Genomic DNA, 14,675 nt, shown 5'->3' with positions numbered 1-14,675 from the left:
ACCATGGATATGCAGCTTCCCTTGCTCGACCGGCTGTTTGCGGCCGGCCTCCTCATCGACACCGGCGTCGATGGCCTCTATGGCCGCAGCGGTGCGTTCGAAGACGTCATCACCCGCTTCGAAGCCGTCATCGACGGTCTCGGCGGTGTGGACAAGCCGGAGACCATCCGCTTCCCGCCCGGCATGAACCGCGCCCATTTCGAAGGCTCGGGCTATATGAAGAGCTTCCCGCAGCTCGCCGGCACCATCCACTCCTTCTGCGGCTGCGAGCTCGACCATGTCAGCCTCTTGACCTGCATGGAGGAAGGCAAGGACTGGACCGGCCAGCAGCAGGCGACCGACATCGTGCTGACGCCCGCGGCCTGCTACCCGCTCTACCCGACGATCGCCAAGCGTGGCGCCCTGCCCGTCGGTGGCGGTCTCTTCGACCTGCAGTCCTACTGCTTCCGTCATGAGCCGTCGAAAGAGCCGACCCGCATGCAGCTGTTCCGCATGCGCGAATATGTCCGCATGGGCAAGCCAACGGACGTCGTCGCCTTCCGTCAGGATTGGATGGAGCGCGGCACCAAGCTGATGGAATCGGTCGGCCTGCCCGTCGAGATCGACGTCGCCAACGACCCCTTCTTCGGCCGCGCCGGTAAGATGTACAAGAACAACCAGCGCAACCAGAACCTCAAGTTCGAGCTGCTGATCCCCGTCAACGCCAATGCCGGCCCCACCGCCTGCATGAGCTTCAACTACCATCAGGACCATTTCGGCAAGACCTGGGGCCTGACGACGGACGACGGCGAAACGGCGCACACCGCCTGCGTCGGCTTCGGCCTGGAGCGCATCGCGCTGGCGCTCTTCAAGCACCACGGCCTCGACGTCAACGAGTGGCCGGCACACGTCCGCAAGACGCTCTGGGGCTGATCGAACCATGCAAGCCGTCTTCCCCGGCATCGCGCCCGAGACCTATCGCCCACATGCGCTCCACGACAAAGAGCGCATGTGGCCGGAGACCAACTGCTACATCGATCTCTGGATCGAGGTCTTGAACACGCTGGGCCTGCCGCCGGAAGCCATGCTCGGCTTCACGCTGGGCCAAGACTTCGAGGGCGACCAGTTCACCTTCTTCAAGGTGCCACTGGAAGACCTCGAAGCTCTCTACGGCATAACCTGCACGGAACTCGCCATCTTCGACAAGGTCGAGCGGCATCTGCAGACCCAGATCGCCCGCGGCCGTCTCTGCCTCGTCGAGATGGACAGCTTCTTCATGCCCGACACCGCGGGCGTCGCCTATGGCCGCGAGCACGGCAAGACGACGATCGGCATCAACCGGCTGGACGTGGCCTCCCGTAGCCTCGACTATTTCCACAATGGCGGCTTCTTCCATCTGGAAGGCGACGATTTCGACGGCCTGTTCCAGACGCTTGGGCACCCGGAGGCCCTGCCGCTCCTGCCCTATACCGAATTCGCCAAGCTGCCGACCGTGCTGCCGGACGAGGCGCGGATCCTAGAGAAGGCGCAGGCGCTGCTCGCGTTTCACTTCGCCCGCCGCCCGCAAGACAATCCGTTTCGGGCCTTCGCCGCCGTGTTCCCGGCGCAGGTGGAGGCGCTGGCCAGCCGCGACTTCGACTTCTTCCACAAATACGCCTTCAACACGCTGCGCCAGTTCGGCGCGAATTACGAGCTGCTCGCCACCCATCTCGGATGGCTTTCGCCGGACGGTCGCTATGAGGCGGAACGCCTCGCGGCCCTGAAGATCTCCGAGGTCGGCAAGACCGTGCAGTTCCAGGTCGCCCGCGCGGTCAACCGCAAGAAGTTCGATGCGCTGGCCGGCACGCTGACGCCGGCCGCAGAGGCCTGGGACGCTCTGATGCAGGGGCTGGCGGCAAAGCTCGGCTGATCCCACATTCGCGGCCGACAGACAGGAAACCTCAGGACATCATGACAACGCTGCCCGCCCCCCTTCGTCTCGTGGATGCACGCCCCCTGACGCAAGGCTGGCGCCTCGTCCTGACGCCCCCGGGGCTCCACGCCGACCCATCGACCTTGGCTGACGATGACGGCATCCCCGCGATCGTTCCCGGCACCGTCGCCGGAGCCCTGGAAGCGGCGGGCCAATTCGACCGCACGGCCCCCCACCCGCTGAACGGGCAGGATGCCTGGTTCCTCGCCGTCATCGCGGATGAACCGCCGGGTGAGGCCGTTCTCCGTTTCGAAGGCCTGGCGACCATTGCCGACGTCTTTCTCAATGGCGAGAAGATCCTGTCCTCGCACAGCATGTTTATGAGCCACAACGTCCCCGTGCACCTCAGCGGCAACGACCGCCTCGCCATCTGCTGCCGGGCGCTCCTGCCGCATCTGTCCCGCAAGCTGAAGCGGGCGCGCTGGCGCACCAAGATGATCGTTCCCGCAGGCCTGCGCGGCGTGCGCACCACGGCGCTCGGCTACATGCCCGGTTGGTGCCCGGAGATCCATGCCGCCGGCCCCTATCGCCCCGTCACACTCCGCCGCGCCGAACAGGCTTCCGTCAGCGCCGTCGATATCGCCGCCTCGCTCGATGCCGACGGCACCGGGCACCTGAACGTCCGCTTCGAGACGACAGCAACAGGGCCAATCAGGCTGCGCTGTGCCAGCCACGAGACTACCGTTATCGTTGAAAACGGCCGCGCGGAAGCCACGCTTTCCCTGCCCGGCATCGCACCCTGGTGGCCACGCAGCCATGGCGAACCGGTGCTTCACGAAGTCGAGATTCTCATGGGTGAGGACCGTCTCGTCCTCGGCCGCACCGGCTTCCGCCGGGTCGAGATCGACCGCGGCGCCGAGGGCACGCGTTTCGCCCTGAAGGTCAACGGCATCGACATCTTCTGCCGCGGCGCCGTCTGGACCAATGCGGATATCGTAGGCTTACCGGGAACACGGGAAGCCTATGCGCCCTGGCTGCGGCTTGCGGCAGACGCCAACATGAACATGATCCGCATCGGCGGCACCATGACCTACGAAACGCAGGCCTTCTTCGCGCTCTGCGACGAACTCGGGCTGATGGTCTGGCAGGACGCCATGCTGGCCAATTTCGACTATCCGGCCGACGACGAGGCCTTTGCCGCCCTGCTGCGCGAAGAAGTCGAGACGCTGCTGCGGTCGACACGCGCCTCGCCGTCGCTCGCCGTCTTCTGCGGCGGCAGCGAGATGTACCAGCAGGCCGCGATGATGGGTCTCGCCGAGCGGGTCTGGGCCGGCCCTCTCACCGAAACGGTCCTGCCGGGCATCGTGGCCAACGAGCGGCCGGACATCGCCTACGTCCCCAATTCCCCCTTCGGCGGCACGCAGCCCTTCTCGCCGAATGCCGGCATCGGCCATTACTACGGCGTCGGCGCCTATGAACGACCGCTCGAGGATGCGCGCCGCGCCGATGCCAGCTTTGCTGCCGAATGCCTCGCCTTTGCCAACGTGCCGGAGCAAGTGACGCTCGATGCGCACCTGCCTGTCGCCCCCGTCCACGATCCCCGCTGGAAGGCCCGCGTTCCCCGCGACCGCGATGCCTCGTGGGATTTCGAGGATACGCGCGACCACTATCTCGGCCGCCTCTACGATCTCGATCCGGCCCGCCTGCGGCGGGAAGATCCCGCGCGCTATCTCGACCTCTCCCGCGCAGTGACCGGCGAGGTGATCGAGGCGACGTTCTCGGAATGGCGCCGCGCGGGCTCCGCCTGCGGCGGCGCGCTCGTCTGGACGTTTCAGGACCTCTTGGCCGGCGCCGGCTGGGGTCTCGTCGATGCCACGGGCCTGCCGAAGCCCGTCTGGCACGCCGTCCGCCGCGCCTTCCGCCCGGTCCAGGTGCTTCTCCTCGACGAGGGAACGAACGGCCTCGACATCCATCTCGTCAACGACACGGCGCGCGACGAAGCGGTGCGGCTCGAACTCACCTGCCTGCGCGCGGGCCGCCAGCCCGTCATCTCCGGCCGCCGAGACGTCGTCCTGCCTGCTCGATCGAGGCTCCGTCTGCCCGCAACCGATCTCTTCGGCGCCTTCTTCGATACGACCTATGCCTACCGCTTCGCCGGCCCACAGCACAACGTAACGGTCGCCCGCCTCATCTCGGCGGAATCGAACGAACCGATCGCCGAAGCCTTCCACTTCCCGCTCGGCCGCCGCCCGGCGATCCACGATGCGACGCTGACGGCCGCCCTGATCGAGAACGATGCGGGCTTCACGCTCGACATCGCGACCGATCGCCTCGCCCTGTCGGTGCACATCGCCTGCCCCGGCTTCCTGCCGTCCGACAACTGGTTCCACCTCGCGCCCGGCCCCGCCCGCCGCATCCAGCTGGTGCCGCAATCGACACAGCCGGAGACGAGGGAGAAGCCGGCGCGTCCCTCAGGCGACGTCGCCGCCATCGGCAGCGCCCTCCCCGTTCCCTTCTGATCCACGTATAGAGCGCCCGGAATTATCCAGTGACGATCCGGTCACGATGCCTTGCACGTGCCCGACACGATCGCGAGGATCGTGTCGCGGATATGCTCCCGCAGTTCGCGCCGCGCCTTGGGCGGTGTGACGTTGTGGTCGGCATTGGCGAGCAGGATGCGCGAAACGTTCGGATACCGTGCCAGAAGCTGGCCGTCCCGGCCGAAATGCTGGGTCAGCCGCGCAAGGCCGATATCACCTTCGCTGTAGACGAGCGAAACGGGCACATGACGTTCGCGCAACTGGCGGAACGCGCGGTGCACCCCATTGCGCAACCTTGCTTCGACCGACAGCGAACCCAGCACCGGCGCTGCCGTCCGCGAGACGCGGCGGGCGACGATCTTCAGGATATTGCCGGCGGCGCGCGGCACGTCGATCTTGCCGGAGATCAACCGGTAGGCCGTCTCCATGCGCAGGGCGCGTCGCTTGTAGTCGTCGAGAGAGCGCGGATTGTAGCGGATCATCTGATCCACATCGTCGCGCGGATCCCAGGCGAAGGTCAGAATATTGATCGCAATGACCCCGCGGCACCGCGGATCGGCCAGTGCCGCTTTGAACGCAAGGTAAGCACCGCTGCAGCGGCCGACGAAGACGGGGTTGGGCAGGCCGATGGCCTCGATGCGATCGAGCGCGGCGCGCACATCGGAAATCTGTCCGGGCGAATAGAGCACCTGTCGGTCGCCCTCCGGCACCGGCGGACTGTCGGCGATGCCGGCGGCGTCGAACCGGAACGAGGCGATGCCGGATGCGGCCAGCATCCGCGCCGTCTCGACCGTCGAGCGCGCCCAACCGGACTGCCGGTCGTAGCCGGTACCGAGCAAAAGGGCAGTCCCCACGGGAATGGCATCGGCCGGCGTGCAGAGGACACCGAACAATCGGTCACCGGCGCCGAACCGCATGGGACATTCGATGAAGCTGCCGCCGTCGAGAACGCCGGAAGACGGCGCTCCCGGCCCGGCACCCTTTTCGAGCTCAGAAGCATCGAGGCCGAGGATCCAGCTGGTCAAGGCCTTGAAGACGGCAACAGGCGTCTCGGCGATGGTCGGGTTCGACACGAGATCGGAATAGCCGTCGAAGACGACCCGGGTGACATCGGCACCCTCCGTCTGCAACTGAACAGCCAGCGCACCGTCAGCATCCGATTGCGGCCGTTCCGCGATGAAAAAACGCGTCGATCCCGCCGGCTTGAATGCCTTGGGATCCGCGCTGCGCACGGCGGCGGCAACGCTGTCCTCCATCACCAGACCGGCGATGGACGTGCCTGGACCGCCGCTACCGGGCGGCAGGCCCAATCCTTCGTCCACGACCTTTGCCCAGAGCGAAAGCTCGCGCAGATACCGCCGTCCGCTCGTGACAGGGGCGAGAAGCGCGACGCCCGCAAACCGAAGCGAGGGGGCATTGGCCTTCAGAAGGTCCGGAACCGACAGCGATCCGAACCCCTGCGTCACCACCACCAGACGTTCAAGCCCGGTGAGATCGCGAAGGCATCGCGCAGCGGCCAGCGCTGTCGTCGTGAAGGGTTCGAGACCTGAGGGTTCGGACAGGTCTAGAGCATCACCTGTGCCGGGATGATCGTAGCGCAGGCTGGCCATGCCGGCATCGGCAAGACTATCGGCAAGCTCGCGCCACGCCTTATGCACGCAAAGCTCTTCCAGCCCCCAGGGGCTGATAAACAGAACGGCGGCGCGCGTTATCACTCCTTGTGCCGGCGTGAAGAGGCCAACGGTGTTCTCGAACGTGACCGGCCGACCGGCAGGACGGGGCATCTGGATGGCATCCATGCTGACGGCAGTCATCGCGCATTCGGTTCCGTTGGTTGGACGCACAAGCGTGCGCGGCTCGTCAATCTAAGGCGGCAGCGGTTAATATTCGATCATTCTCATGAAGATCCGACCCTTCAGACCTTGGGCGAGACGGGTTTGAGAACGGTCTGCGGCGCCGTATTTCGGGCAGGCGCGGTACGCCACCCTTGCAGGCGACCGAGAAGCAAATGTCGCGAGCGGCGGGCCATCGCCCTATCACCCTTGAGACCGTAAACGAGGATACCGGCCAGCGGACGAAGGATTTCCGGCAGAAACCGCCCCATCGAAAAACCGTGCCGCCGCAGTACATAGCCGAGCCCCGCCCCGTAGCGATACATCTTCTGCGCATTCTCGCGCGTCCGCCGATCGCCATGGTCTTCGGGATGATGGGCCGTGAGTGTCGGATAATACTGTCCGCTGGCGCCGGTCTCGAGGCATTTGAGCACCATATCCTGGACCTCGTGTGCGCCCCAGATCGTGCCCGACCCCGGCCCCAGAGCCGCATCGAACCCGCCTGCGGCCTCGAACACCGGTTTCCGCACGACCACGATCCACTCCATCAGCGTATTCCAGACCGTGTCCCGTGTCAGCACCGTCGTCTCCGTGGCAAAGCTCCCCATGATCGTCCGTCCATCGGGCGCCGTCGGCCGGCCGCTATAGATGTCGGCCGGCTCTAACGCCATCAGCGCCTCCAGCGTCCGGAAGAAATCGCCAGGGTACCAGCAGTCGTCGTCCGGAAACATCAGCCAGATGCCGCGCGACTGCGCCGCACCGCGGTTTCGCGCGCGACAGACGCCCTTTTCCACTGATCGGATATGGACGATGTCGATCTCCTGGGAAAATCGCGCGAGAACCGGCACGAGCCGGTCGTCACCGTTCTGATCGACGAACAGAACCTCGAGATCCCGACGCTGCTGCGCGACGAGCGACATCAGAAGGCGCTCGATCTCTTCGACCCGCCCGAGGGTCGCCACGACGAGGGAAAAGCGATGTTGCAGCGGTCCTTCCACGTCGAACCTCCCGATCCGCCAAAGGCGCGGATGCCGTAGCGTCCGCCCCGGAGGGCGGCTTCATCCGGGATAGGCCAAATTCGCCAATAGCCGATTAATGGCGGCGCGAAAAAGCCGCCTAACCGTCGCGACGCGTCCTCAGGCTTCGCGGTTGCAGGCGCTTCAGCGTCTTGCCGCCAGGGTCGTTTTCCAGGTGCAGCACGCGCTTGAAGAACGTGTCGTTCGGCTGCATCCGCCCGATATTGATAATGGCAGCCTTCGCCGTCTCCACGGTGAAGAAGGTGACGACACGCTGGTAGGTTTCCGGATCGAGCGTATCGAGCACCTCCTCGACCACGATCCAGCGCGGCTTGTGCAGGCCGAGCCGGGCGATGGCGAGCAGGCGCAGTTCCGCCTCCGTGGGCTTCACCTGCGACTGCAACGGTTGATCGAGCCCTGCCACGAAACGATCGAGCCCGAGGCGCGTCAATACCGAGGCGAGCTGCTCGCGCGGGAACCGGTCGGGTGCGGCGGGATGGATCAAGGTTTCCGCCACGCTGCCGGGCGGAAAATAAGGTGTGCGCGGAATGAACGCCATGCTGTCCGACGGCGGCAGGGCGAGCCGCCCGCGCCCCCAGGGCCAGAGGCCCGTCACCGCGCGGAAGAACGAACTCTTGTCGACGTCGGTTCGGGCCGTGATCAGCACCCGGTCTCCGGGCAGGATCTCGACATGCGTATCGGCGAGCTTGACGCTGCCGGACGGCGACGCCACCGCAAGGTCGTCCATGACGATGCTGCCGGAACCCGGCTCGGCATAGACGATCCGCTTGTCGTTCTCGTAGCGCTCGTCCGTCATCAGCATGGCCGAGCGGAAAGCGGAAACCCGCAGCAGCGTCGCGCGCCAGTCGGCCACCGCTTCGATATTGTCGACGAACCAGCGCAGCGACGCATGCACCTGGTTGAAGGCGCCAACGGCCATCATCAGCCCGCCGAAGGAAAGGTTCCCGGCGAAGAACACCGGCGCCGCGATGACGATCGGCGCGATGACCGTGACCCAGCCGTAACCGGCCGTCACCCAGGTCAGCCGGGTCATCGCAAACATCAGGCCGCGGCTGATCTCCAGCACCGAGGCAAGATCGCGCTCGATCCGGCGCTTCTCGTTCGCCTCGCTGCCCGAGAGCGACACCGCCTCGATATGTTCGTTGACGCGCATGAGCGAGAACCGGAGCGCTGCCTCGCGCTGGTAGTGCTCGCCGTTCAGCTTCACGAGCGGCCGTCCGACCAGCCAGCTGAGCCACGAGGCGATGCCGGCATAGAGGATGGCGGCCCAGACCATGTAGCCGGGAATGGCCACGGCATAGCCCTGGAACCGGAAGACGAAACCGGCCGACAGCGACCAGAGCACGCCGATGAAGCTGACGAGCAGGATGCCGGACTGCACGAGCCCTATGCCGAGACCGGCCGTCAGATCGGTCAGATGCCGCGCATCCTCGTGGATGCGCTGGTCCGGATTGATGCCGAGCGAGCCGGCATTGGCAAGGCGGAACGCCCGCGTCGGCTTCATCCACTCGGTGATCAAATCCCGCGTCAGCCCTTCCCGTAGCTTGATCTTGATCCACTGTCCAAGCCAGGTCTGGATGACGTTGAGGACGAGGATGACGCCGGCAATCTGCCCAAAGACGACGAATTGCCCGAGAAAGGCCGGCAGGTCGCGCCGCTCCAGCGTGTCGTAGAACGGCTTGTACCAGCGATTGAGAAAGATCTGCCCGATGGCAATGGCGATGATGACCGCAAGGAGCCCGGCAGCCAGCAACAGGATGATGCGCCGCGACGGCGAGGCGACGAAGGCCTGCTGCATCATGCGCAGCTGCTGGCCAAGCGTCTGCTCCTCCTCCAGATCCCCCGCTGCCACGCTGGTAGCGCGCCCTGTCTGCTTGTTGCGAGCGTCCCTGCGATGCGGCATGTCTGCGGCTTTCTTCCAATCCTGTTACGCTAAACTATAGCGCACCCCGCAATCTCTCCCACGGGAAAACGACCATGAAGCGGCGAGCTTGCCGCTTGCTGACCATAGGGCTGAAAAGAACATCGCAAACGCTAGCCACCCGGATCGCCGGCCCGTGCAGCCTGCGGGCGGACGTCGGCGTTTCCCTTCGCGCAGAGATCGTTTAAAGCGTTCGGCATCGCACGCTTTCGGAGAAGCCATTCGTGTCCGCCGAGATCTCCCTGGACGACCAACGCCGTCTTGCAGCCATCACCGCCATGACGGGCGAACTCCGGCGCGAGATCACGTCTTCACCGCGCTGGGTCCAGCTCGCGCATCTGCTGAAGGACGCGGGCGCTCTGGAAGAAGCCGAGAAGGCCTATCGAACGGCGATCCGGTGCGACGGCACGGAATGGGATCCGAGACTGCACCTCGCCCACCTGTTGAAACGTCTCGACCGGCTGCCGGAGGCGCTGACGATGTTCGAGACCATCCGCGCGCTGCCGGACGGACCAAATGTCGAGCACGAGATGGCCGGCTTGCGCGTCGCGCTCCTGCCCGAAAACAGCGTGATCCAGCGCCCTTCAGCGCCACCGCCCGCCTCCCCGCTTTCACCGCGCCTCCATGCCCTGCTGGACGACCTCTCGGGCGAACTGGCGCGTGCCGGCGTCGATCTTACTGATACCGCACCGGCGGCGGACACGACGACGCGCCCGCGTCTCCCGTCCCTCACCTGCTCGACCGACCTAAAGGCCGAACTGGTGCCCAAGGCCAATCTGGTCATTCGCGACGGCGTTCTCACGGGAACCACCGACAATCCGCAATTCGAGATCCGGTGCGCCACCGCATGCGCCCCAGGCTGGGTCGAGATCGATTTCGGCATCGACATGACGACGCCGATCATCGAGCCGATCCTCTATGTCGAGCATGCACCGCAGTGGCAGGCCTTCTCGACCTTCCGCCTCGTCCCGCGCAATGGCCGGTTCCACGCCGTCTGCCGGCTGGAAGCGCCCATCCTCGGCCTCCGGCTCGACCCGTCCAACGCCGCCGGCCCCTTCACCGTCACACAGATCGGCCTGCGCCAGACCGGGCTGAGCCGCGTCGTGCGTCATGCGTGGAAACGGGACCGCGCCGCGACGCGCGAAGCCCTGGCCAAGCGCCGGAACGAAGGCCCGTCGGCCATGGAAGAAGCATTGGTGCAATGCCTTGCGAACCCCGCGCTCGACGCCTACCAGCGCTGGATCCGCCGCTACGAGACGCCGTCGCAGCTTGCCCCAGATCAAGCCCGCAAGAACATCGCACGCTGGCCGAAGAAGCCGGCTCTGGCGGTCCTCGTCGAATGGGACGCTTCGGAAACGATGCCCATTACCGAGACGCTGGCATCGCTCGCAGAACAAATCTATCCGCACTGGACGCTCGACATCCTTTCACCCCGCCCATTGACGGCAGGGGAACGGCAACAGATCGAGACCATCGTCCCCGGCGCCACTTTTCCCGCTGACCTGTCCGCAGCCCTCGACAGTCGGCAGGGCAACCACATCGTGCATATCGACGCGGGCGACCGGCTTTCTCCCGCGGCGCTGTTCCGTCTTGCGGAAGAGATCTTCGCCAGACGCGGCAAGGGCACGGACATCATCTACACGGACGAGGATCATTGGGTCTCGGGCGAGCGCCGCGACCCGCTCTTCAAGCCCGATTGGGATCCGGACTTTCAGGCCTCGACCGGCTATATCGGCACCTTCGTCACGATCCGTCAGGATCGGCTAAGCCAAGCTCTCGGCGGGTCGTCCGACCGGTGGCAGGACGTTTTGGCGACCGTGCTGTCTGGCGCCGCGGAAACGGACGTTCTGCATATCCCCGACGTGCTGAACCATCGTCATGTCACGCCAAAGCCCATCGCCTCCCTGCCGCAGCCTCCAGAGGCGCCGGTCGGCGGCTGGCCGCACGTCACGCTGATGATCCCGACACGCGACAGCGTCGGCATCCTGCGCAATGGCGTTGCCTCGCTGCTTAGCGAGACCGACTATCCGAGCTTCGATATCCTCATCATCGACAACGGCAGTACGCAGCCGGAAACGCTGGCCTATTTCGATGAGATCGTGGCGGGCGGACAGGTCGGCATCGTCAAGGTGCCGGGCCCCTTCAACTTCGCACATCTGAACAACCAGGCGGCGATGGAGGCCAAGGGTGCGGTTCTCGGCCTCGTCAACAACGACATCCTCGCCATCGAGCCCTCCTGGCTGAAGGACATGGTTGCGGAAGCCGTGCGGCCGGACATCGGCGCGGTCGGCGCAAAGCTCCTCTACCCCTCCGGCCACGTGCAGCACGGCGGCATGGCCTGCGGCGTCGGCTTCGTCACCGCGCATCCACAGAAGTTCAAGGCTGGGGATGATCGCGGCTACATGGACAGCCTCGTCGCCACGCACCGCGTTTCCACCGTCACCGCCGCCTGCCTCATCGTGGAGCGCCGCAAATATGCCGAGGTCGGCGGCATGGATGAAGCCGCCCTGCAGATCGCCTTCAACGACGTCGATCTCTGCCTCAAGCTCGATGCTGCCGGCTACCGCAATCTCATGGTGCCGGCAGCGCGCCTCATCCACTTGGAAAGCGCCACCCGCGGCCTCGACATGACAGGGGAGAAAGCGGACCGATTCCGCCGCGAAGCCGAAACGGTCCTTGCCCGTTGGAAGCAGCGGATTACCAACGATCCCTACTACAACGTCAACCTAACGCGCGATCGCGAAGACGGCTCCATTAAGGATTAGACGGAAATCCTGCCTCTCCGGGGCCTGCTTCTCACACATGTCTTGAAAGCTGCACAGACAAGTTGGTACAAGCATTGGCAGCCAATCGATATTTCAGCAACGATAGATGGACTTTTGGATGAATTTTGAGCGCCTCTCGATTTCCGACGTGATCCTGATCAAGCCGAACAAGATCGGTGACGACCGTGGTTACTTCATGGAAACGTTCCGCCAGTCCCTGTTCGAAGAACAGGCTGCCAAGGTCGAGTTCCGTCAGGACAATCAGTCGCTTTCGGCAGATGCCGGCACGGTGCGCGGATTGCACTTCCAGCTGGAACCACGCGCGCAGGGCAAGCTCGTGCGCTGCATCGCCGGCGCCATCTACGACGTCGCCGTCGATATCCGCGTCGGCTCGCCCACCTATGGCCAGTATGTCGGCGCGGAACTGACCGCGCAGAACGGCCATCAGCTGTGGGTTCCCGCGGGCTTTGCCCATGGGTTCTGCACTCTGGTGCCGGCCACGGAGGTCAGCTACAAGGTGACGGACTATTACAGCGCCGAACACGACCGCGGGCTTCGCTGGAACGATCCGGCCATCGGCGTCGTCTGGCCGGATGTCGCCAGGACGCCCGTCCTGTCGAAGAAGGACACCTTGCAGCCGCTGCTGGCCGACCTGAAGGAAAGCTTCACCTATACCGGCCCCAACGCCAACTCGTAACCATCAGGAATCCCGACTATGCGCGTTATTGTTACCGGAGGCGCCGGCTTCATCGGTTCGGCCGTGGTTCGTTATCTCGTCCTTGAGAAGGGCTACGAGGTTCTCACCATCGACAAGCTGACCTATGCCGGCACGCTGACCTCTCTCGAAAGCATCAGCAACCAGGCAAACCACAGGTTCCTGCAGGCCGACATCTGCGATCGCAGCGCCATCCAGGAAGCCTTCGACACGTTCCGCCCGGACCGCGTCATGCATCTGGCCGCCGAAAGCCATGTCGACCGGTCGATCACGGGTGCTGCCGACTTCGTGCAGACCAACGTCATCGGCACGTTCACCATGCTCGAAGCCGCGCGCGCCTACTGGAACACGCTGGAAGCCGATGCCAAGGACGCCTTCCGCTTCCTGCACGTGTCCACGGACGAGGTCTACGGCTCGCTCGGCGACGACGGCCTCTTCACCGAAACGACGCCCTACGACCCGAGCTCGCCCTACTCGGCCTCCAAGGCCTCGTCGGACCATCTGGCCAAGGCTTGGCAGCGCACCTACGGTCTGCCGATCGTCGTGTCGAACTGCTCGAACAATTATGGCCCTTACCACTTCCCGGAAAAGCTCATCCCGCTGATCATCCTCAACGCGATGCACGGCAAGAAGCTGCCGGTCTACGGCAGCGGCGCCAACATTCGCGACTGGCTCTATGTCGAGGATCACGCCCGCGCGCTGGATCTCATCGCCGAGCGCGGCCAGATCGGCGAGACCTACAATGTCGGCGGCCGCAACGAACGGCGCAACATCGACGTCGTCCACCGCGTCTGCGAACTCATGGACACGCTGCGTCCGCAGGGCGCGCCGCATGCCAAGCTGATCGAGCACGTTACCGACCGCCCGGGCCACGACGCCCGCTACGCGATCGACGCAACGCGTCTGGAAACGGAACTCGGCTGGAAGGCACTCGAGAACTTCGACACCGGCATCGAGAAGACGGTGCGCTGGTATCTGGAGAACGAGTGGTGGTGGAAGCCGCTGCGCGACGGCTATGATGGCGGCCGCCTCGGCCTCATCCAGACGCAGCCGAAGGCTTCCTGATGGCCCTGAAATATCTCGTCACCGGCAAGGAAGGACAGGTCGTCCGCTCGATCATCGAGCGGGCCGCCAACCATCCTGATATCGCCATCGTCACCTTCGGCCGCCCGGACGTGGATTTCAGCGCACCGGAAACACTCGGACCGGCCATCGCAACGGTCCGGCCTGATATCATCATCTCCGCTGCCGCCTACACCGCCGTGGATCAGGCGGAAAGCGAGGAAGACCTCGCCACTACGGTCAATGGCGAGGCGGCGGGCGCGCTGGCCAGAGCGGCGGCCGGTCTCGGCATTCCGATCGTCCACATCTCCACCGATTACGTCTTCGACGGCACCAAGTCGGGCGCCTATGTCGAGAGCGATCCGGTCGCGCCGATCGGCGCCTATGGCCGCTCGAAGCTTGCCGGTGAAGAGGCCGTGGCAGCGGCCACGCCGAACCATGCCATTCTGCGCACCGCCTGGGTCCACAGCCCCTATGGCAAGAACTTCGTCAAAACGATGCTGCGCGTGGCAGCCGACCGCGACGAGATGAACGTGGTCGCCGACCAGGTGGGCTGCCCGACATCGGCACTCGACATCGCCGATGCCGTCCTTGCCGTTGCCGGCAACCTGCTGAAGAGCGACGACACGGCGCTGCGCGGCATCTTCCACCTGACCAATGCCGGCCGCGCCAGCTGGGCAGAGTTTGCAACCGAGATCTTCCGCCTGTCGGCAGAGCAAGGCGGCCCGTCGGCGAAAGTCAACCCGATCCCGTCGAGTGCCTATCCGACGCCGGCAAAGCGCCCGGCCAATTCCCAACTCGACGGCAGCAAGCTTTCCGCCACGCACGGCGTCACCCTGCAGGACTGGCGCGCAGCGACCGAAACGGTCGTTACCCGCATCCTCCAGGCATAATTCATTTAGGAGTATTTCG

The 14,675-nt window shown here is 65.1% G+C and carries 10 protein-coding genes; 7 read left to right on the top strand and 3 right to left on the bottom strand.

The window, feature by feature from the left end; translation table 11 throughout:
• Positions 1-3 precede the first annotated feature (3 nt).
• From G8E10_RS19315 to G8E10_RS19305, 3 genes are read left to right on the top strand one after another with little or no spacing between them, the layout of a single operon-like run.
• Entirely contained in the window at positions 4-912 is a 909-nt protein-coding gene (locus tag G8E10_RS19315; RefSeq protein ID WP_110800886.1) for an amino acid--[acyl-carrier-protein] ligase, read from the top strand.
• Between the two features lie 7 nt (positions 913-919).
• Positions 920-1,888 (top strand): DUF1839 family protein, encoded by a 969-nt coding sequence (locus tag G8E10_RS19310; protein WP_167130367.1) that lies wholly within the window; start codon positions 920-922, stop codon positions 1,886-1,888.
• Positions 1,889-1,929: 41 nt separating this feature from the next.
• Positions 1,930-4,410 carry a glycoside hydrolase family 2 protein gene (locus tag G8E10_RS19305; RefSeq protein ID WP_167130366.1) on the top strand — a complete coding sequence of 827 codons (2,481 nt, stop codon included), beginning with the start codon at positions 1,930-1,932 and terminating at the stop codon, positions 4,408-4,410.
• A gap of 41 nt (positions 4,411-4,451) precedes the next feature.
• Here the strand turns inward: G8E10_RS19305 and G8E10_RS19300 are convergent, their stop codons facing one another.
• The 3 genes from G8E10_RS19300 to G8E10_RS19290 form a co-directional block, all read right to left on the bottom strand.
• Positions 4,452-6,245: an alpha/beta hydrolase gene (locus G8E10_RS19300; protein WP_167130365.1), complete on the bottom strand. Its 1,794-nt coding sequence runs from the start codon at positions 6,243-6,245 to the stop codon at positions 4,452-4,454.
• 101 nt (positions 6,246-6,346) lie between these two features.
• Entirely contained in the window at positions 6,347-7,261 is a 915-nt protein-coding gene (locus G8E10_RS19295; RefSeq protein ID WP_167130364.1) for a glycosyltransferase, read from the bottom strand.
• A gap of 118 nt (positions 7,262-7,379) precedes the next feature.
• Positions 7,380-9,203 carry an ABC transporter ATP-binding protein/permease gene (locus G8E10_RS19290; RefSeq protein ID WP_167130363.1) on the bottom strand — a complete coding sequence of 608 codons (1,824 nt, stop codon included), beginning with the start codon at positions 9,201-9,203 and terminating at the stop codon, positions 7,380-7,382.
• Between the two features lie 242 nt (positions 9,204-9,445).
• On the opposite strand from G8E10_RS19290, the gene G8E10_RS26240 reads away from it, so the two are divergent.
• From G8E10_RS26240 to rfbD, 4 genes are all read left to right on the top strand, one after another.
• Positions 9,446-11,986 (top strand): glycosyltransferase, encoded by a 2,541-nt coding sequence (locus G8E10_RS26240; protein WP_167130362.1) that lies wholly within the window; start codon positions 9,446-9,448, stop codon positions 11,984-11,986.
• Positions 11,987-12,104: 118 nt separating this feature from the next.
• Positions 12,105-12,683 (top strand): dTDP-4-dehydrorhamnose 3,5-epimerase, encoded by a 579-nt coding sequence (rfbC, locus tag G8E10_RS19280; RefSeq protein ID WP_167130361.1) that lies wholly within the window; start codon positions 12,105-12,107, stop codon positions 12,681-12,683.
• Positions 12,684-12,701: 18 nt separating this feature from the next.
• A complete protein-coding gene (rfbB, locus tag G8E10_RS19275) occupies positions 12,702-13,766 on the top strand; it encodes a dTDP-glucose 4,6-dehydratase (protein WP_167130360.1) in 1,065 nt (354 codons plus the stop codon).
• Between the two features lie 5 nt (positions 13,767-13,771).
• On the top strand, positions 13,772-14,656 hold the full coding sequence (gene rfbD / locus G8E10_RS19270; protein ID WP_167130433.1) for a dTDP-4-dehydrorhamnose reductase: 885 nt from the start codon (positions 13,772-13,774) through the stop codon (positions 14,654-14,656).
• The last annotated feature ends 19 nt before the right edge of the window (positions 14,657-14,675 follow it).

Source organism: Ferranicluibacter rubi (genome assembly GCF_011603255.1).
GTDB lineage: Bacteria > Pseudomonadota > Alphaproteobacteria > Rhizobiales > Rhizobiaceae > Ferranicluibacter > Ferranicluibacter rubi.
This window is presented reverse-complemented; position numbering and strand designations above follow the sequence as displayed.

Coding starts and splice junctions, on each gene's coding strand:
- G8E10_RS19315 (WP_110800886.1), top strand. CDS start 4: ATGGATATGCAGCTTCCCTTGCTCGACCGGCTGTTTGCGGCCGGCCTC.
- G8E10_RS19310 (WP_167130367.1), top strand. CDS start 920: ATGCAAGCCGTCTTCCCCGGCATCGCGCCCGAGACCTATCGCCCACAT.
- G8E10_RS19305 (WP_167130366.1), top strand. CDS start 1,930: ATGACAACGCTGCCCGCCCCCCTTCGTCTCGTGGATGCACGCCCCCTG.
- G8E10_RS19300 (WP_167130365.1), bottom strand. CDS start 6,245: ATGACTGCCGTCAGCATGGATGCCATCCAGATGCCCCGTCCTGCCGGT.
- G8E10_RS19290 (WP_167130363.1), bottom strand. CDS start 9,203: ATGCCGCATCGCAGGGACGCTCGCAACAAGCAGACAGGGCGCGCTACC.
- rfbC (WP_167130361.1), top strand. CDS start 12,105: ATGAATTTTGAGCGCCTCTCGATTTCCGACGTGATCCTGATCAAGCCG.
- rfbB (WP_167130360.1), top strand. CDS start 12,702: ATGCGCGTTATTGTTACCGGAGGCGCCGGCTTCATCGGTTCGGCCGTG.